General features: G+C 66.6%; 21 protein-coding genes. 10 read left to right on the top strand and 11 right to left on the bottom strand.

The genetic code is table 11. From position 1 onward, the window contains the following. Positions 1–58: 58 nt before the first annotated feature. Entirely contained in the window at positions 59–730 is a 672-nt protein-coding gene (locus AC4PRM_RS08200) for an extensin-like domain-containing protein (RefSeq protein ID WP_492039485.1), read from the top strand. A gap of 2 nt (positions 731–732) precedes the next feature. Here the strand turns inward: AC4PRM_RS08200 and AC4PRM_RS08195 are convergent, their stop codons facing one another. From AC4PRM_RS08195 to AC4PRM_RS08175, 5 genes are all read right to left on the bottom strand, one after another. Continuing rightward, positions 733–1,083 (bottom strand): DUF1428 domain-containing protein, encoded by a 351-nt coding sequence (locus AC4PRM_RS08195; RefSeq protein WP_492039484.1) that lies wholly within the window; start codon positions 1,081–1,083, stop codon positions 733–735. A 122-nt stretch (positions 1,084–1,205) separates the two neighbouring features. After that, positions 1,206–1,697, bottom strand: coding sequence for a VOC family protein (locus AC4PRM_RS08190; RefSeq protein WP_492039483.1), 492 nt, complete (start codon positions 1,695–1,697; stop codon positions 1,206–1,208). Further along, entirely contained in the window at positions 1,694–2,146 is a 453-nt protein-coding gene (locus AC4PRM_RS08185) for an SRPBCC family protein (protein WP_492039482.1), read from the bottom strand. Before AC4PRM_RS08185 ends, AC4PRM_RS08190 begins: the two co-directional genes overlap by 4 nt. A 35-nt stretch (positions 2,147–2,181) precedes the next feature. After that, entirely contained in the window at positions 2,182–2,871 is a 690-nt protein-coding gene (locus AC4PRM_RS08180; RefSeq protein ID WP_492039481.1) for a glutathione S-transferase family protein, read from the bottom strand. A 56-nt stretch (positions 2,872–2,927) separates the two neighbouring features. Then, complete coding sequence (locus tag AC4PRM_RS08175) at positions 2,928–3,350, bottom strand: VOC family protein (RefSeq protein ID WP_492039480.1); 423 nt, start codon at positions 3,348–3,350, stop codon at positions 2,928–2,930. Between the two features lie 167 nt (positions 3,351–3,517). Between AC4PRM_RS08175 and AC4PRM_RS08170 the strand changes: the two genes are divergently transcribed. Continuing rightward, a complete protein-coding gene (locus AC4PRM_RS08170) occupies positions 3,518–4,216 on the top strand; it encodes a winged helix-turn-helix transcriptional regulator (RefSeq protein ID WP_492039479.1) in 699 nt (232 codons plus the stop codon). On the opposite strand, the gene AC4PRM_RS08165 is transcribed toward AC4PRM_RS08170, so the two are convergent. The 5 genes from AC4PRM_RS08165 to AC4PRM_RS08145 form a co-directional block, all read right to left on the bottom strand. Continuing rightward, positions 4,213–4,500: a GNAT family N-acetyltransferase gene (locus tag AC4PRM_RS08165; RefSeq protein WP_492039478.1), complete on the bottom strand. Its 288-nt coding sequence runs from the start codon at positions 4,498–4,500 to the stop codon at positions 4,213–4,215. The two genes, AC4PRM_RS08170 and AC4PRM_RS08165, sit on opposite strands and share 4 nt — an antisense overlap. A gap of 106 nt (positions 4,501–4,606) precedes the next feature. Further along, a complete protein-coding gene (locus tag AC4PRM_RS08160) occupies positions 4,607–5,023 on the bottom strand; it encodes a hypothetical protein (RefSeq protein ID WP_373258236.1) in 417 nt (138 codons plus the stop codon). A gap of 4 nt (positions 5,024–5,027) precedes the next feature. Continuing rightward, a complete protein-coding gene (locus tag AC4PRM_RS08155) occupies positions 5,028–5,681 on the bottom strand; it encodes a hypothetical protein (RefSeq protein WP_492039477.1) in 654 nt (217 codons plus the stop codon). Between the two features lie 64 nt (positions 5,682–5,745). After that, positions 5,746–6,141 (bottom strand): dihydroneopterin aldolase, encoded by a 396-nt coding sequence (folB, locus tag AC4PRM_RS08150; RefSeq protein ID WP_492039476.1) that lies wholly within the window; start codon positions 6,139–6,141, stop codon positions 5,746–5,748. Positions 6,142–6,145: 4 nt separating this feature from the next. Next, positions 6,146–6,904, bottom strand: a complete 759-nt coding sequence (locus tag AC4PRM_RS08145) for an SDR family oxidoreductase (RefSeq protein WP_492039475.1) — start codon at positions 6,902–6,904, stop codon at positions 6,146–6,148. Between the two features lie 182 nt (positions 6,905–7,086). Between AC4PRM_RS08145 and AC4PRM_RS08140 the strand changes: the two genes are divergently transcribed. The 8 genes from AC4PRM_RS08140 to pgsA all read left to right on the top strand — a co-directional run bounded on the left by AC4PRM_RS08140 (position 7,087) and on the right by pgsA (position 12,897). After that, positions 7,087–7,533: a DMT family transporter gene (locus AC4PRM_RS08140; protein ID WP_292174696.1), complete on the top strand. Its 447-nt coding sequence runs from the start codon at positions 7,087–7,089 to the stop codon at positions 7,531–7,533. Between the two features lie 68 nt (positions 7,534–7,601). Then, entirely contained in the window at positions 7,602–8,069 is a 468-nt protein-coding gene (locus AC4PRM_RS08135; protein WP_492039474.1) for a YkgB family protein, read from the top strand. A gap of 40 nt (positions 8,070–8,109) precedes the next feature. Then, a complete protein-coding gene (gene uvrC, locus AC4PRM_RS08130) occupies positions 8,110–10,011 on the top strand; it encodes an excinuclease ABC subunit UvrC (protein WP_492039473.1) in 1,902 nt (633 codons plus the stop codon). A 24-nt stretch (positions 10,012–10,035) separates the two neighbouring features. Further along, complete coding sequence (locus AC4PRM_RS08125) at positions 10,036–10,344, top strand: YdeI/OmpD-associated family protein (protein ID WP_492039472.1); 309 nt, start codon at positions 10,036–10,038, stop codon at positions 10,342–10,344. Positions 10,345–10,416: 72 nt separating this feature from the next. After that, complete coding sequence (locus AC4PRM_RS08120; RefSeq protein WP_492039471.1) at positions 10,417–10,914, top strand: DUF421 domain-containing protein; 498 nt, start codon at positions 10,417–10,419, stop codon at positions 10,912–10,914. Further along, positions 10,914–11,399, top strand: a complete 486-nt coding sequence (locus tag AC4PRM_RS08115) for a DUF421 domain-containing protein (protein WP_487922503.1) — start codon at positions 10,914–10,916, stop codon at positions 11,397–11,399. The genes AC4PRM_RS08120 and AC4PRM_RS08115 overlap by 1 nt, the downstream gene beginning before the upstream one ends. Before the next feature lie 154 nt (positions 11,400–11,553). Continuing rightward, positions 11,554–12,177, top strand: coding sequence for a carbonic anhydrase (locus AC4PRM_RS08110; protein WP_492039470.1), 624 nt, complete (start codon positions 11,554–11,556; stop codon positions 12,175–12,177). 84 nt (positions 12,178–12,261) lie between these two features. After that, positions 12,262–12,897 (top strand): CDP-diacylglycerol--glycerol-3-phosphate 3-phosphatidyltransferase, encoded by a 636-nt coding sequence (gene pgsA, locus AC4PRM_RS08105; protein WP_292175510.1) that lies wholly within the window; start codon positions 12,262–12,264, stop codon positions 12,895–12,897. A 147-nt stretch (positions 12,898–13,044) separates the two neighbouring features. Here pgsA and AC4PRM_RS08100 read toward each other — a convergent pair whose 3' ends face one another. Beyond that, positions 13,045–15,120 (bottom strand): S46 family peptidase, encoded by a 2,076-nt coding sequence (locus tag AC4PRM_RS08100; RefSeq protein WP_492039469.1) that lies wholly within the window; start codon positions 15,118–15,120, stop codon positions 13,045–13,047. Positions 15,121–15,288 lie beyond the last annotated feature (168 nt).

Below are 15,288 nucleotides of genomic sequence, written 5' to 3'. Positions count from 1 at the left end.
TCCGCTTCGCCTGATCCTCGCTCCGCTAGCCCTTGTGGCGTTGGCAAGTTGTAGTGCCATGCTGCCCGAGCCTGCGAGGCCCAGCTATCCGGCTGCGTCTTCCCGCACCGAGGCCCCGCTGGTCGGGGCGCTGGTCGATCTGCCGCTCGGCGGCAACACGCGCGAGGCGTTGATCCGCGAAAGCGCAGACCTTCGCCAGTGCGTGACGCAGTTGACGGCGGCGCGCGTGAACTTCAGCCCTGTTCCGGACCGGGCGAACTCGGCCACGTGCGGCCTGACTGGCGCAGGTGTTCTGGGCGCAGACATGGGCACCATTGCGCGGATGTCGCCGGGCGATGTCCAGATGACCTGCCGCACGGCCCTGGCGCTCAGCATCTGGCGGCGACAGTCGCTGGAGCCAGCGGCGCGCGAGATCCTGGGTTCGGACGTAGTCCAGATCGACCACATGGGGGCCTATGCCTGTCGCAATGTGAACAACGGCGTGGGCAGCACCCGGATCAGCGCCCACTCCCAGGCCGCCGCGCTGGATTTTGCCGGCGTGCGCCTGCGCGACGGGCGGCGCATCACGGTTCTGAACGACTGGAATGGCGACACGCCCCAGTCGCGCTTCCTGCGCCGTATCCGTGACGACGCCTGCCGCATCTTCGGCACCACGCTGAGCCCCGACTACAACGCGGTGCATGCCGACCACCTCCATCTGGAGGCGACCGACACGCGGTTTTGCCGCTAAGGTTACTTCCCTTCGAACACGGGCGCGAACCCGCCCCACATCATGCGCTTGCCGTCGAAGGGCATGTCCATGTCGGCGAAGGCAGGGTCGGCCTCCATCTGCTGCCAGCAGGCGTCGGCGGTGGCGCGATCAGGCCATTTCAGCCAGGCGAAGACCACCACCTCGCCGGGCTCCAGCTTCACGGCCAGGTCGAAACCGGTGACCTTGCCGGGCGGGATGTCCTCGCCCCAGCATTCGATCTGTTCCAGGGCCCCGTATTTCTGGAACAGCGGCCAGGACTTCTGGGCGGACGCGATGTAGCGCTCCTTGTCCTCGGTTTTGACAGGGGTGAGGAAGCCGGTGATGTAGGACATTCTGGTTCTCCTTCGGAGGGTTGGCCTTAGGTTCTAGGTTCTAGGTTCTAGGTTCTAGGTTCTAGGTTCTGGCCGGGCTCGCGTTTGCCTATCCCTAGAACCTGACCCCTAGAACCTGAAACCTATGACGCCGTGTCAGCAGCGGCCTCGATGACCGCGATGTCGATCTTGTGCATGGTCATCATGGCCTCGAAGGCGGCCCTGGCGCGGGCGGGGTTGGGGTCGGTATAGAACTCCAGCAGGCGGCGCGGGGTGATCTGCCAGTTGACGCCCCAGCGATCCTTGCACCAGCCGCAGGCGCTCTCGGCCCCGCCATGGCCGACGATGGCGTCCCACAGGCGATCCGTTTCGGCCTGATCCTCGGTCTGGATCATGAAGGACACCGCCTCGGTGTGAGGGAACTGGGGCCCGCCGTTCAGGCCCACGAACGACTGTCCGGCCAGGGTGAACTCGACCACCAGCTCCTCGCCCGCCTTGCTGGAAGGATTGTCCGACGGGCTGGCGTGGACGCCGTCGATGTGGCTGTCGGGCAGGCCCAGGGTCATGTAGAATTCGGCGGCATTGCGGGCCTGACCCAGGTCGTACCAGATACAGGGGGCGATCTTGCTGGTCATTGGACCGCCTCCGCCAGTTCGGCCAGTTGATCGGCGGCGGCGGCCCAGCCCTGTTCGAAGCCCATGTCGCGGTGGGTGGCGGCGGCCTTCTTGTCCCAGTGGCGGGCCGTGGCGGTATAGCGGGTGCCGTCACCCTCAGGCTCGAAGGTGTCGATGCGGACGAAGTTCATGTCGCCCGGCTGGGGCACCCAACCCTCGGTCATGGCCCCGGTCGAGACCAGCCGGCGGTTGGGCACGACCTCCAGAAACACACCCTGGTAGCTGTGTGTTTCGCCCTCGGGGGAGGCCATGGTGATGTTGGCCCGGCCACCGGGTCGCAGATCGAAATCGACCGCAGGTGTCGTCCAGGGCCGGGGCGTGAACCATTCGGTGCCCCGCTCGACATAGACCTGCCAGACCGTTTCGGGCGGGGCGGCAATGTAGCGGGTGATGCTGAGTTCGCTGGTCATGGTGTTCCTCTGGGCGTTATCGGGGCACGCATGGGTCAGACGCAGGGCAGCAGTCGCTGCTCGGGCGCGATGTCCGCGCGAAAGCAGGGCGGGACTTCGCCGGAATGCAGCTTGGCAAAGGCCTCGGCGATACGCGGCGGTGCCTTGGGCCGGGCGTACATCCGCTCGACGAACCGGCGGCAGTTGGGGGAGGCTTCCAACAGGCCGCCGTCCTCGTCGGCCCAGTCCAGCGTATAGGCCGCATTGAAGTCCGCGACAGTCAGGCTGGATCCGACCATGTGGTCGCGTCCCTCAAGGTGGGCCTCCAGCGGGGCCAGCATCCGCAGGCAGTCGCGGCGGGCGAGGGGGACGTCTGCCGGGATCCGCTCGGCCTCGGGATAGATGACGGTGTGCAGGCCCATGCGCCACAGCGGCTGTTCGATCTCGGTCACGAGAAAGAGGTTCCACTGGTGCATGCGCGCCCGCTCGGCAGGGTCGGTGGGCAGGAACTGCTCTCCGCCGTGGGCCTCGGCCAGATACATCATGATGGCGACGGATTCCGCCATGGCCAGGTCGCCATCCACCAGGGCCGGGGCCTTGCCGAACGGATTGACGGCCAGGAACTCTGCGCCCTGATGCTCTCCGGCCGGGATATCCAGCGGGACGATCTCGCAATCGATATCCAGTTCGTTCAGCAGCCAGATCGGCCGGGTCGCGCGGGTGGGTGGCGCGCCGTACAGTTTCATGCGCTTGTCCTCCGGTTGCGTCTCCCCGTCTGCGCGGGGATGACGATGATTGCGGGTCAGGCAGCGGCGGGGGCCTCGCCCGAGGCAGCGGCCGGGTCCATCCACATGATCTCCCAGATGTGGCCGTCGGGGTCTTCGTAGCTGCGGCCATACATGAAGCCGTAGTCCTGTTCCGGGGTCGGGTCGGGGGTGCCGCCGGCCTTCACCGCCGCATCCAACTGGGCCAGGACGGCGTCCTTGCTGTCGCACGACAGGCACAGAAGGGCGTGGACGCTGGAGCGGTCGCCGATGGGGCGGCTGGTGAAGCTGGCGAACTTCGGATGGGTCAGCAGCATCACATAGATGGTGTCGGAGATGACCATGCAGGCGGCGGTGTCGTCGCTGAACTGCGGGTTTCTGGTCGCCCCGGTCGCTTCGTAGAAGGCGACGGATTTTGCCAGGTCAGAGACCGGCAGGTTGATGAAAATCATGCGGGACATCGGCTTCGCCTTTCCTTTGGGGCGCTAACGCTCGCCTCGCGGAGGCTCGCTGCTTGAGCGCGTTCTGGTGGTAGCGCGGCTTGAGCGCCGGTGGGGTTCCTCTGCGGCGTTCGGTGCGACGCCGTTGACGTTGTGCATCAAGCCGAAGCTGGTTATATATGTCAACCATGAAGTTAGAAAAACTAACCAAAAAGAATCCGGAGCTAAAACGCTGGTACGATGACGCCTGCGGAACCGCCCATGCGCTGGAGCTGGTCGGAGAACGGTGGTCGCTGCTGATCATGCGCGAGATGATGTTTGGCCCGCGACGGTTCGGCGATATCCGCGCCGCCCTGCCAGGGATCAGCGCCAATGTCCTGACCCAGCGACTGGAGACGCTGGAGAGCCACGGTATCGTCGTGCGATCCAAACTGCCCCCGCCCGCGTCCGTGCAGGTCTATGGTCTGACGCCGTGGGGCTATGAGGCGGATCAGCTGCTGATCGTGCTGGGCAACTGGGCGGCGCGGTCGCCGGGACATGACCCGACCCTGCCCCTGTCGAAGACGTCGCTGATGCTGTCGTTCCGGACGATGTTCCAGGCCGATGTGGCGGGGGACCGGGTCGTGACCGTCGGCTTCGTGCTGGGCGAGGAGACATTCCGGGTGCGGGTCGAGAACGGCACCCTGACGCCGCGCCGGGCCGAGATCGACGACGCTGATGTGGTCTTCGACACCACGCCCGAGGCCATGGCCGGCTATGTCTATGGCAAGGTGCCGCTGGAGGCGATGGAAGAGGCGGGAGCCATCGTCGTGCAGGGAGATCGCAATGCGGCCCTGCGCTTCCAGACCTGGTTCATCCTGCCGACCAAGGCGGAGAAGCCGCTCTAGGCCAGAATGTCCGAAAACTCGGGATGTCGCTTCAGCCAGGCGACGGCGTAGCTGCACCGGGGAGCCAGCTTCAGCTTTTCAGCCCGCGCATGTTCGGACAGGGCACGCATGAAGGTGCTGGCCGCGCCGGTGCCACGCAGGGCGGGATCGGCCTCGACATGCAGGATGATGCGGGTGTCGCCCTGGGTCGCATAGTCGGCGAAGACGGTGCGGGTCTGGCCGTCCTGATCGACGAAGCCCTGTTCGAAGCGGTTCTGGTCCCGCACGTCGCGCAAATCACTCATTACTGTCCCCGGTGGTTCCGGACTGCCAATGTCGGCCATCCGACACAGCAAACCCGCCCAGCCCTGCGCCGTTCCAGCTTGGCCGATAAGAGTTTTTTTGCTGCGCTCAGGGGGCGCGGTCGCGGGCCAGGTTCAGGGCCGCGATGGCGCTGCGGACGGTGAACCACAGCGTCAGCCCGATCAGTGCCAGTCCGCTGACGACAGTCAGCGGCAGCAACCAGGCCGCCTGGCTGGGGTCCATCGCCAGGCTGACGATCCCGACCATGCAGATGCCGGTCAGCACGATATTGATCACCGCCGACGTCCAGAACAGCTTCAACTGACGATCCAGATGCTGGCGGGCCAGGCCGGTCGCGCCGCCCCGCGCCGAGGCCGCCACCAGCATGCCGACGATGGCCAGCAGATTGGCGCTGGGCAGGGCCAGCAGATACAGCACCCAGACGATCATGGCCGCCGGCTTGCCCGCCGATTCATGGGTCTGGTTGAACCGGGGGCGACCGGGCTCCGGCGGCAGGACCGTCATAGCCTCAGATCCACCAGCCCGATGGATTCCGGATCGGCCGCCCGGACTTCAGCGCCATGACGCCAGCAGCCCCACGCAGGATGACCCAGATGGCCAGCAGGAACAGCACCGGCACACCCAAGGCGAACGGGGCCGCAATCAGGACCAGCCCGACCACTGCCGCCACCGCCGCCGCGAACAGGGTCCGCCGCTGATACAGGTGGTGCGAGCGTGACAGGTCGTCGGACGGGACGGCGCGGCTGATGATGGCCAGCAGGCCGACGATCACTGACACCCCCAGCGTCGGCACGGCAAACAGGATCAGGGCATAGCCGGTGAACAGTCCCGTGCCGCCGTTTGGCAGGTCGGCGGGCTCGCCGCGACCGCGTGCGCGGGTGGAAAATTCGGAAGGTGCAAAGACCGATCCCGCACTGACCGGCGCAGCGGCGACACCCGTTTCAGGTGTGGGTTCAGGCGTGGACGATGCAGCCACCGCTTCCGGAGACGGATCGAACAGGTCCGGTTCGGGCTCACGCGCGGCCCGGGCCGGCGATGCAGGCCGGGCAGGCCGCGCCTCTTCACGCGGACGACCGGCCAGAGATGCGGGCGTCGAGAAGCCGACCATGTCGTCGTGGTCGTCGGGAACCTGGGGGTCCTTGGGGGCGCCGGGTTCGGCCATCGACAATCCTGGGCTGGCAATCGGGTACGCGGCGAACAATGACGTCGCCGCCCGTTCGGCGCAACTAGCCGCGCGTCAGCACGACTTCGCAGCCGGGCGCGATGACACCCTCCAGAGCGCCTGGTTTCTCGATACGCACCACGCACCGCTGAACATGCGCCTCCCGCAGGCAGGACAGGGCCAGTCGCTGGGCAAAGGTCTCGACAAGACCGACATGGCCCTCGTCCACGATGGCGCGGGCCGCGGCGGCGACGGTCTCGTAGTTGATGGTATCGCCCAAACGCTCGACCGGCCCCGGCGTCAGGGTCAGGGTGACGTCGATGACCAGGCTCTGAAGCCTGTTCTGCTCGTGATCGTGAATGCCGATCCCGGCCTGGACCGTCAGTCCGCGCACGAAGACGCTCAAGGCCTCATGGCGGACCCCATCACTGGCGCTGAAGGGCAGGGTGGCAGCACTCACGGCGTTACTCCAGAATGTCCGGGGTCTTCCAGGCCAGGTGCTGGCCCGCATCGACGGCGATCATCTGGCCGGTGACCAGATCGGCCTCGACCAGCCAGCGTACGGCCTCGGCCACCGCTTCGGGGCTGCCCGGACGCTGCAACAGGGTGGCGGCGGCCTCTGCGGCGAACTCTTCGTCAGTCTGATGGATGGAGGCCAGGGTCGGACCGGGGCCGACGCCATTGACCCGGATGCGCGGGGCCAGGGCCTGGGCCAGGGTCCGCGTCGCCCACCACAGGCCGTTCCTCGACAGGGCATAGGAGATGAAGCGCGGATCGGGCTTCAGTACCCGCTGGTCCAGCAGATTGACGATGCAGGAACCGTCAGCAGCCTGGCCCGCAAAGGCCTCGCTCAGCACGATCGGGGCCCGCAGATTGGTCTCCATATGGGCGTCCCAGGTCTCGCGCTCCAGCGATCCCACCCGGTCGTCCTCGAAGACGGAGGCATTGTTAACCAGCACGCTCAGCGGTCCGATCGCGGCCACGGCGTCCGGAACGATCCGCGCTACCCGAGCCTCGTCCGACAGATCGCCCTGAACGGTTTCGGCCCGGCGACCTAGCGCCCGCACCTCGTCCGCGACGGCCTGTGCGGCGTCGTTTGATGATCGATAATGGACGACGATGTCGAACCCGGCCTGCGCCAGCGTCAGACAGATGGCGCGCCCGATCCGCTTGCCCCCGCCCGTGACCAGGGCGGCTCCGCGACCGGTCGAGGTATCAGTCAACCCGGCCGAATTCGATGAAGTTGATCACGCCGAGAACGACGACGAAACCGAGGATGACGTAAAGGGCCAGCATGGCATGCTCCTGAGACTGGGGCTGCAATAGAGCCGCTACGCCTGATCATCAATAGGCGGCTGCGTCAGGGCAGGTGCGCCCTACCGATTCCGGTGCTAGCCATCGTGTCATGAACCCCAATCTCTTTCCCATGCTGCTGATCATTCTGGCCGGGGGTGCGACCGCCTTGCAGGCCCCGACGAATGCCAGGCTGATGACCGCCGTCGGCTCGCCGGTGAACGCAGCCTTCGTGTCGTTCGCGGTGGGGACGGTGGCGCTGGGGCTGATGGCGGTATTGTTCCAGACGCGGCCGGACATGGTCGCGGCGCGCAGCCTGCCCTGGTACGCCTGGATCGGCGGATTGTACGGCGTGGTCTTCGTGATCGCGGCGACCTGGGGCGTGCCCCGGCTGGGGGTGGCGCTGACCATCACCCTGATGGTGGCGGGCCAGCTGCTGATCAGCCTGATCCTGGACCATTTTGGCGCGTTCGGTGCGCCGCAGCAGCCCATCAACCTGGGCCGACTGGCGGGCGTCGCCCTGGTAATCGGCGGGGTGCTGATGGTTCGGCGGTTCTGATCGGGCGGATTGAATGTAACCTTTGCGTCGTCTGCAGCGAATGCACCGGACACGCACAGGGGGCCTCAATGACCGACATCGCCATTTCCAGATCGTCCAGTCTGGACGGCCGGGCCGCGCTGCGACTGGGGATCGTGCTGATCCTGCTGGTCTTTGGCTATATGAAATTCCTGCCCTATGAGGCCGAAGGGGTCGCCGGCATCGCCCGCGACTATTGGCTGTTCGGCTGGATGTATCCGCTGATCGGTGTGGCCGGGGCCTCGATTGTGATCGGTGTGCTGGAGCTGACGGCGGGCGGCCTGATCGCCCTGGGCGGGCGCATTCCGCTGGCCGGTCTGGTCGGGGGTCTGATGGGGGTGGCGACCTTTCTGGTCACGCTCAGCTTCTTCTTCACCGCGCCGGGCATTGTGCAGGAGGGTTATGCCTTCCCCGCCCTGGCATCGACGGGTCAGTTTCTGGCCAAGGACATCGGCCTGCTGGCCATCTGTGTCTATCTGACCCTGGATGCCCGCGCGCGGTTGCTACCGACGCGCTGAGCGGTCGCGCGTCGCCGCGCGCCGTCCTATATCGGGCGTGATGCCGACCGACTCGCCCGCCCCTGAAACCCTGCCGCTGGTCGCCTCCGATCTGATCCGCGACGAGGCGCGGCGTGCGCCAGACAAGCCGGGCGTCTACCGGATGTATGGCGCGGATGGGACTTGCCTGTATGTCGGCAAGGCGCGGTCGATCAAGAAGCGTATCCTGCAGTATGCGCAAGGCCGGTTCCACACCCAGCGCATCGGCCTGATGGTGTCGCTGACCCGCTCGATGGAGCTGGTGGTCACGGCATCCGAGACCGAGGCCCTGCTGCTGGAATCCAACTTCATCAAGAAGCTGAAGCCACGGTTCAACGTCGTCCTGCGCGACGACAAGTCCTTCGCCGAGCTGATGATCCGCAAGGACCATCGCGCACCCCAGGTCCGCAAGCATCGCGGGGCCCACACCACGCCGGGCGACTATTTCGGGCCCTTCGCCTCGACCTGGGCGGTGAACCGCACGCTGAACACCCTGCAGAAGGCCTTCCTGCTGCGATCCTGCTCGGACAGCGTCTACGAGACCCGCACCCGGCCCTGCATGCTGCATCAGATCAAGCGCTGCTCGGCCCCCTGCACCGGCCTGATCAGCCTGGAGGACTACGGCCAGCTGGTCGGGGAGGCGTCTGACTTTCTGAAGGGCAAGTCGCGGGCCGTCATCGCCCGCCTGTCCGACGAGATGACCGCCGCCGCCGAGGCCATGGACTATGAACAGGCCGCCCGCGTGCGCGACCGCATCCGCGCCCTGTCCGCCATCAGCATGGAAAACTCCGTCAGCGCCGAGGGCGTGGCCGAGGCGGACGTCTTCGCCCTGTTCAGCGAGGGCGGTCAGGCCTGCGTCCAGGTCTTCTTCTATCGCGGGGGCCAGAACTGGGGCGGCCGGGCCTATTTCCCGCGCGTCGATCGGACCGACACCGATCCCGAAATCCTGGCCGCCTTTCTGGGCCAGTTCTATGAGGACAAGCCTGTCCCGCGCCTGGTCCTGTCCAACATACTGCCGTTCGAGAAGGAGCTGCTGGAGGAGGCCTTTTCGATGAAGGCCAAGACGGCCGACGGCCGCCGTGTGGTCTCGATCGAACAGCCGAAACGCGGCGACAAGGCGGCCCTGATCGACCATGCCCTGACCAACGCCCGCGAGGCTCTGGGTCGCAAGATGGCCGAGGGCTCGGCCCAGGGCAAAATCCTGGACGAGGTCTGCGAGGCCTTCGGTCTGGACGCCCGCCCCGAGCGGATCGAGGTCTATGACAATGCCCACATCCAGGGGACCAATGCGGTCGGCGGCATGATCGTGGCCGGGCCCGAAGGCTTCCAGAAGTCGCAGTATCGCAAGTTCAACATCAAGGGCACGGACCTGACCCCCGGCGATGACTACGGCATGATGCGAGAGGTCATGCGCCGTCGCTTCGGCCGACTGGTCAAGGACGAGGAGGAGGGGACGGAGGAGGTTGTGCGTCCCGACCTGCTGCTGATCGACGGCGGGGCAGGGCAACTGGCCGAGGTGCTGGCCGTGCTGGCCGATCTGGGGCTGGACGACATCACGGCCGTGGGCGTGGCCAAGGGACCGGACCGCGACGCGGGCAAGGAGCATTTCTTCATGCCCGGCAAGCCGCCCTTCATGATGCCGCTGAAGTCACCGGCCCTCTATTATGTCCAGCGCCTGCGTGACGAGGCCCACCGCTTCGCCAACGGGGCCCACGCCAAGCGCCGCTCCATGGACATCAAGCGCAATCCACTGGACGAGATCGAGGGCGTCGGCCCCGGTCGCAAGAAGGCCCTGCTGCACGCCTTCGGCTCGGCCAAGGGGGTGGGGCGCGCCTCGGTGGTCGATCTGGTCAAGGTGGACGGGATCAACCAGCCGCTGGCGGAGCGGATCCATGGCTTCTTCCATCCGGAAACGCGCGGCTAGGATGCGGCGTCAGGAGACACCGGCATGAGCGACTTCGCCCAGGGCACCGTCCATGTCGCCGGGGCCGATCTTCAGGCCGCCGTGCAGGCCGACCCGGAGATTCTGGCCCTCTGGCAAGGGCTGACGCCGCTGGGCCGCAATGAGTTCATCTGCTGGGTCGAGGACGCGAAACAGCCCGCGACCCGACAGCGCCGCATCACCCGCACCACCGACGAACTGCGCGAAGGCAAGAAGCGCCCCTGCTGCTGGTCCGGCTGCCTCCACCGCATCGACAAGGCCCCCAGCCGCTGGCAGCAGGCTGTGCTGATCGACGGGAAGAAGCGCAAACCGTAAAATCCGGTGTGCGGGGGGCAAGATTCCGCCTCCTGACGAAACGGCAGGGCAACCTCTGCAGGCAGGGCTCGTTTGACCGCTCTGGAGGGCAATGTGCCGGATGCAATCTTCAACGGATGGGACGGAGTGCTGCGTATCCTCGTGATCGCTCCGGCCGCCTATGTCGCCCTGATCCTGATCCTGCGTCTTTCAGGCAAGCGGACGCTGGCCAAGCTGAACGCTTTCGATTTCGTCGTGACGATCGCGCTTGGCTCGACCCTGGCGTCAGTGATCACCAGCAGCACTCTGTCTCTGGTAGACGGGCTGGTCGCCCTCGGCCTTCTGGTCGGCATGCAGTTTCTGGTCACCTCGGCCTCGGTTCGCTGGCCGCGCTTCAACAGTGTCGTCAAGGCCGAGGCCACGCTGCTGGCGCGCAGGGGCGAGCTTCTTCCCCAGGCCATGCGCCGTCAGCGGATTACTTGCGACGAGGTGCAGGCGGCCATCCGGCAATCGGGGGGACGTGATCTCGCCGACGCCGACGCGGTGTTCCTGGAAACGGACGGTACACTCACTGTCACCCGGGTGCCCTGATGGATGTCCTGCATTCCATCATCGGAAACCAGGGTCAGGAGATCAGCGCACTGCAGATGTCCCTGCGAGCTGTCCTGATCTTCCTTCTGGGTGTTCTCATCGTACGCTTCGCGGCCACGCGCGCCTTCGGAAAATGGAGCCCGCTCGACATCATCTTTGCCGTCATTGTGGGTTCCAATCTCAGCCGGGCGCTGACCGGCAGCGCCCCGTTCGTTCCGACCCTGACGGCCACAGTCATCCTGGTCGCCCTGCATGGCCTGCTCGCCATGGGTGCGGCCCGGTGGTCGTGGCTGAGCGCACTCACCAAGGGGGCGTCGGTGCAGCTTGTTCGTGACGGAGAACCGGACGAAGCGGCCATGCGGCGCGCAGGCATCGGCGAGGGCGACATGAGGATGGCGCTGCGCGACGCCGGTCACGCCGATCTGGAGAATGTCCGATCGGCGTCCCTTGAGCGCAATGGCGATATCAGCGTGATCAGTAAGTGACCTTCTGAACCCGGTCCGAATTCCAGCGCCCCGCCTTCAAGCCACCGGCGACATTTGGGTGACGGTCCGGCGATCTTCTTCCAGCACGACCGAGCGGGCAACGGCTCTGCTGTACCCTCTCCCCCAGGCGTCACCGATCGCCTATACCGCCCTCATGACCGACGATTCCTCCGACACTCTCCTCGCCGGCTATCGCCGCTTTCGCCAGGATCACTGGCCCGAGGCCAAGGCCGAGTATGAGGCGCTCGCCGCCGGGCAGAAGCCGCACACCCTGATCGTGGCCTGCTCGGACAGCCGCGCCGATCCGGCCCTGATCTTCGACGCCGCGCCGGGCCAGCTGTTCGTGGTGCGCAACGTCGCCAACCTCGTCCCGCCCTATGAGCCGGATGGCCAGCTGCACGGGGTATCCGCCGCGCTGGAGTTCGGGGTGAAGGTGCTGGGTGTGTCGCGCATCGTGGTCATGGGCCATGCCCATTGCGGCGGCGTGGCGGCCATGCGGACCGGTGCCCCCGACAGCGTCCGCGATTTCGTCGCGCCCTGGATCGCGCAGGGCGAACCCGTCGTGCGCCGCGTCGCCGAGGCGGTCGATCCAGACCATGTCGAACAGGCGTCGGAGGAGGCCATCGTGCGCCTGTCGATCGACAATCTGCGCACCTTTCCCTGGATCGCCGAGCGCGAGGCGGCGGGCCAGCTGACCCTCAGCGGCCTGCATTTCGGCATCGCCGACGGCATCCTGCGGGCCCTGCGTGGACCGGGCCGGTTCGAGGCGCTGGATTGAGGCTTCGCGCGATCCTCGCCTAAGGCAACGAAGCGTGGCACATCCCGTTGTCCAGACAGCCGTGCTTGAGACGGAATTGAGATCATGACCCCCAGCCATCCTGCCAATCCCATTCCGAATATCATCACCGGCCTGAGGCTGTTTGCCGGGGTGATCATGTTCCTGATCCTGGCCGGTGCCGCGCCGCAGGGTGTGCCGATCCTGTCGGAATATCTCAGCCCCGACGACCAGTTCCGGTTCGGCCGCACGGCCTTCGTGATCTTTGTGGTGGCGGCGTCCAGCGACTGGATCGACGGCTTTCTGGCGCGGCGGTGGAATGCGACCACGCGCTGGGGGGCCATTCTGGACCCCATCGCCGACAAGGTTCTGGTCACCGGGGCCATCCTGGGCGTCCTGGCCTGGGGAGCCTTGCCCCAGATCGCCATTCCCTGCGGCCTGATCCTGTTCCGCGAGTTCGCCGTTTCGGCCCTGCGCGAAACCGTGGCGGGCAAGGTCAAGCTGCCGGTCACCCTGCTGGCCAAGTGGAAGACGGTCTTGCAGATGATCGCTCTGGGCGCGCTCCAGGTTGCCCTGCTGTGGGACGGCTTCGGCCTGCCGCTGGAATGGCAGCCGCATTTCCAGGTGTTCGCCTATGTCCTGATCTGGGCGGCCGCCATCGTTACCCTGTGGACCGGCTGGCAGTATTTCTCGAAGGCCCAGCAGAAGATGAGCGCGGTCTAGGATTCTCCCTCCCCTTCATGGGGAGGGATGTCGGCGCGAAGCGGCTACAGGGTGGGGTGCGTATCGGAGAGCTGCGGCCCTTTGGGACCCCACCCTGGCTCAGCCTTCGGCCTCGCCGTCCCTCCCCATGAAGGGGAGGGAGAAAGCTCACTCCACCCCCAACTCCGCCACCAGCCGTTCCATCCCGTACACATCGCGCAGCGCGGTCGTCACTGCCCCGGTGGTCACGATGACCGAGCGGTTGACGTTGCGATCATAGCCATAGGCGTTGCGCTGGGTCAGGACGGTGGAGTCGAAGTTCGCCCCCAGGATCTCGCCCGCCGCGTTGACGACCGGCGATCCCGACGAGCCGCCGATGGTGTCGGACGACACGGCCATGTTCAGCACCGTATCTCCGTCGATCCGCTCGCGCGCGGCCAGTAGCTTCGGCGCGACATCGAAGGGGGCCGAGCCGGTCGCCCGGTCCCACAGCCCGCTGAAGGTCGTGAAGGCTCCGAACCGCTGTCCGGGCACGTCTGTGCCCTCGATCTGGCCATAGGTCAGGCGCAGGGTGCCGGTCGCATCCGGATAGACGCTGTCGCCGTAGGCCTGGAAGCGCAGGGCGGCCAGTTGCTCTGACGCACGGGCGGTCGGTGCATCGACGCGGGCTTCCCAGTCGGCGCGGATGGCGCGGGTCGGCTCCTGCAAGGTCAGCAGATACTGGATCATCGGATCGTCCGACGCCTGGATGGCGGCCAGGCCACCCTCCCACAGGGCCCGGCGCACGGCCGGATCGCCCAGGGTCGTGCCCTGGACCAGACGGGCGGAGCGCGCCTCGGGCGATTCATCACCCAGCAGCACCGCCATGCGCGGGTCATCGACCGTCAGCCATTCGCGCGTCTTGGACAGCCACCATTCCATCCGCACCTGATCCAGCGCCGGATAGACGGGGCGTTCGGCGAACAGGCCGGATTGAATGGCGGTCAGGCGGCTGTCGGCGAACTCGGGCAGGCGTTCGGCCGATGGCTTCTCGCGCTCCTGCGCCCCGCGCACCAGTGTCCGCGCCCAGTTGAACAGTTGCGATCCGCCTGCCACCGGCGTGGTGCCCAGGCCGGTGCCGCCTTCCAGCAGGGCCATGGCGGGGTAAAGTTCGCGGGCTGCGGGCTGGACTGCCGACAATGTGGACCAGGGATCAGCGGGGGTCGCTGTCGCTCCGCGAATGCGGCTCTGGAAATCGACCTCGGCCTCGGCCCGCTTGGCCATGAATTGTTGATCCACCAGCGCCCGCATCCGGCCCAGCCCACGCTTGTAGGTGTTCTCCAGTCCCACGATCGGGTCCATGGCGATGAAGGCGTTCTCTTCGCTTTCCTGGCTGAACCGGATCAGCCGCCCGCGCAGTTCGCTGGCCAGCAGCTGGTCCATGGGCAGGACGACGTCGCGGATGGTGAACAGCTGGTCCTGGGTCAGCAGGCGCTGGGTCGATCCCGGGCTGCCCGAAACGAAGACCGGCGTGCCCTCGACCGGCTTGTCGGCATTCCACTTGAAGTGGGTCGGCGTCGCGACCGGCGCGCCGTTTTCATACAGGCGGATGAAGGCCGCATCGATCGAGAAGCGCGGGAAGCTGAAGTTGTCCAGGTCGCCGCCGAAGGTCGCGGCCCGATCTTCCGGGGCCCAGGCCAGGCGCACGTCGGAGTATTTCTTGTAGGTGTAGAGCTTGAACTGACCGCCGCGATACAGGCTGACGACCTGACAGCGTTTGTCGGTCGCATCGCCGCACGCCTCCTGCTCGATCCGTCCGGCTTCGGCATCGCGCGCGCGGGTGAAGGCCTGGCCTTCCAGACCGGCCCCGGCGGCCTGCATCCGCTCGGTGATGTCCGTGATCTCCGTCAGGATCTCGGCCGTGCCGCCGGGGCATTTCAGCTCCTCCTCCCGGCTGCGCGGGGTGAAGCCGGTCTCGGCGTAGTTGACCGCCTGGGTCGACAGATTGGCCACGCATGTGGCGACGCAGTGGTTGTTGGTCATCACCAGCCCCTCGGCCGAGACGATGCCCGCCGAACAGCCGCCGAACTTGACCGAGCTCAGCCGCACCCGGTCCAGCCAGGCCTGATCGATGTTCGTCCCCAGCGTGGCATTGGCCCGCGCGATGGGGAAGTTGTCGAACGTCCACATGCCTTCCTCAGCTTGCGCTGCAGAGGCGGCGGCGAGGGTCAGCATTGCGGCGGCGAGGGCGGGGGTGAAACGCATGGGATGCTCCTTCCCCTTCTTCCCTTGCGGGTGAAGGAGGCTCGCATTGCGAGGCGACGGCGGGTGGCCCGGAGGGCCGGATGAGGGGTCGCACCAGCTGGTGCGGTTGTTGTGGAATGACCATGAATGACGAAGGGGTCGCCCGGCAAGACCGGTGCGACCCCTCAT

The organism is Brevundimonas sp. DW-iso22, from assembly GCF_058725425.1.
Note: the sequence above shows the minus strand (reverse complement) of the source record. Positions and strands in the feature narration are given on the sequence as shown.

Bases quoted from the DNA above. Each gene is read 5' to 3' on its own strand.
- AC4PRM_RS08185 (WP_492039482.1), bottom strand. From the start codon at position 2,146: ATGACCAGCGAACTCAGCATCACCCGCTACATTGCCGCCCCGCCCGAA.
- pgsA (WP_292175510.1), top strand. From the start codon at position 12,262: ATGACCCCCAGCCATCCTGCCAATCCCATTCCGAATATCATCACCGGC.
- AC4PRM_RS08175 (WP_492039480.1), bottom strand. From the start codon at position 3,350: ATGTCCCGCATGATTTTCATCAACCTGCCGGTCTCTGACCTGGCAAAA.
- AC4PRM_RS08115 (WP_487922503.1), top strand. From the start codon at position 10,914: ATGGATGTCCTGCATTCCATCATCGGAAACCAGGGTCAGGAGATCAGC.
- AC4PRM_RS08160 (WP_373258236.1), bottom strand. From the start codon at position 5,023: ATGACGGTCCTGCCGCCGGAGCCCGGTCGCCCCCGGTTCAACCAGACC.
- AC4PRM_RS08135 (WP_492039474.1), top strand. From the start codon at position 7,602: ATGACCGACATCGCCATTTCCAGATCGTCCAGTCTGGACGGCCGGGCC.
- AC4PRM_RS08100 (WP_492039469.1), bottom strand. From the start codon at position 15,120: ATGCGTTTCACCCCCGCCCTCGCCGCCGCAATGCTGACCCTCGCCGCC.
- AC4PRM_RS08195 (WP_492039484.1), bottom strand. From the start codon at position 1,083: ATGTCCTACATCACCGGCTTCCTCACCCCTGTCAAAACCGAGGACAAG.
- AC4PRM_RS08170 (WP_492039479.1), top strand. From the start codon at position 3,518: ATGAAGTTAGAAAAACTAACCAAAAAGAATCCGGAGCTAAAACGCTGG.
- uvrC (WP_492039473.1), top strand. From the start codon at position 8,110: ATGCCGACCGACTCGCCCGCCCCTGAAACCCTGCCGCTGGTCGCCTCC.
- AC4PRM_RS08200 (WP_492039485.1), top strand. From the start codon at position 59: ATGCTGCCCGAGCCTGCGAGGCCCAGCTATCCGGCTGCGTCTTCCCGC.
- AC4PRM_RS08155 (WP_492039477.1), bottom strand. From the start codon at position 5,681: ATGGCCGAACCCGGCGCCCCCAAGGACCCCCAGGTTCCCGACGACCAC.
- AC4PRM_RS08180 (WP_492039481.1), bottom strand. From the start codon at position 2,871: ATGAAACTGTACGGCGCGCCACCCACCCGCGCGACCCGGCCGATCTGG.
- AC4PRM_RS08190 (WP_492039483.1), bottom strand. From the start codon at position 1,697: ATGACCAGCAAGATCGCCCCCTGTATCTGGTACGACCTGGGTCAGGCC.
- AC4PRM_RS08165 (WP_492039478.1), bottom strand. From the start codon at position 4,500: ATGAGTGATTTGCGCGACGTGCGGGACCAGAACCGCTTCGAACAGGGC.
- AC4PRM_RS08125 (WP_492039472.1), top strand. From the start codon at position 10,036: ATGAGCGACTTCGCCCAGGGCACCGTCCATGTCGCCGGGGCCGATCTT.
- AC4PRM_RS08140 (WP_292174696.1), top strand. From the start codon at position 7,087: ATGAACCCCAATCTCTTTCCCATGCTGCTGATCATTCTGGCCGGGGGT.
- AC4PRM_RS08110 (WP_492039470.1), top strand. From the start codon at position 11,554: ATGACCGACGATTCCTCCGACACTCTCCTCGCCGGCTATCGCCGCTTT.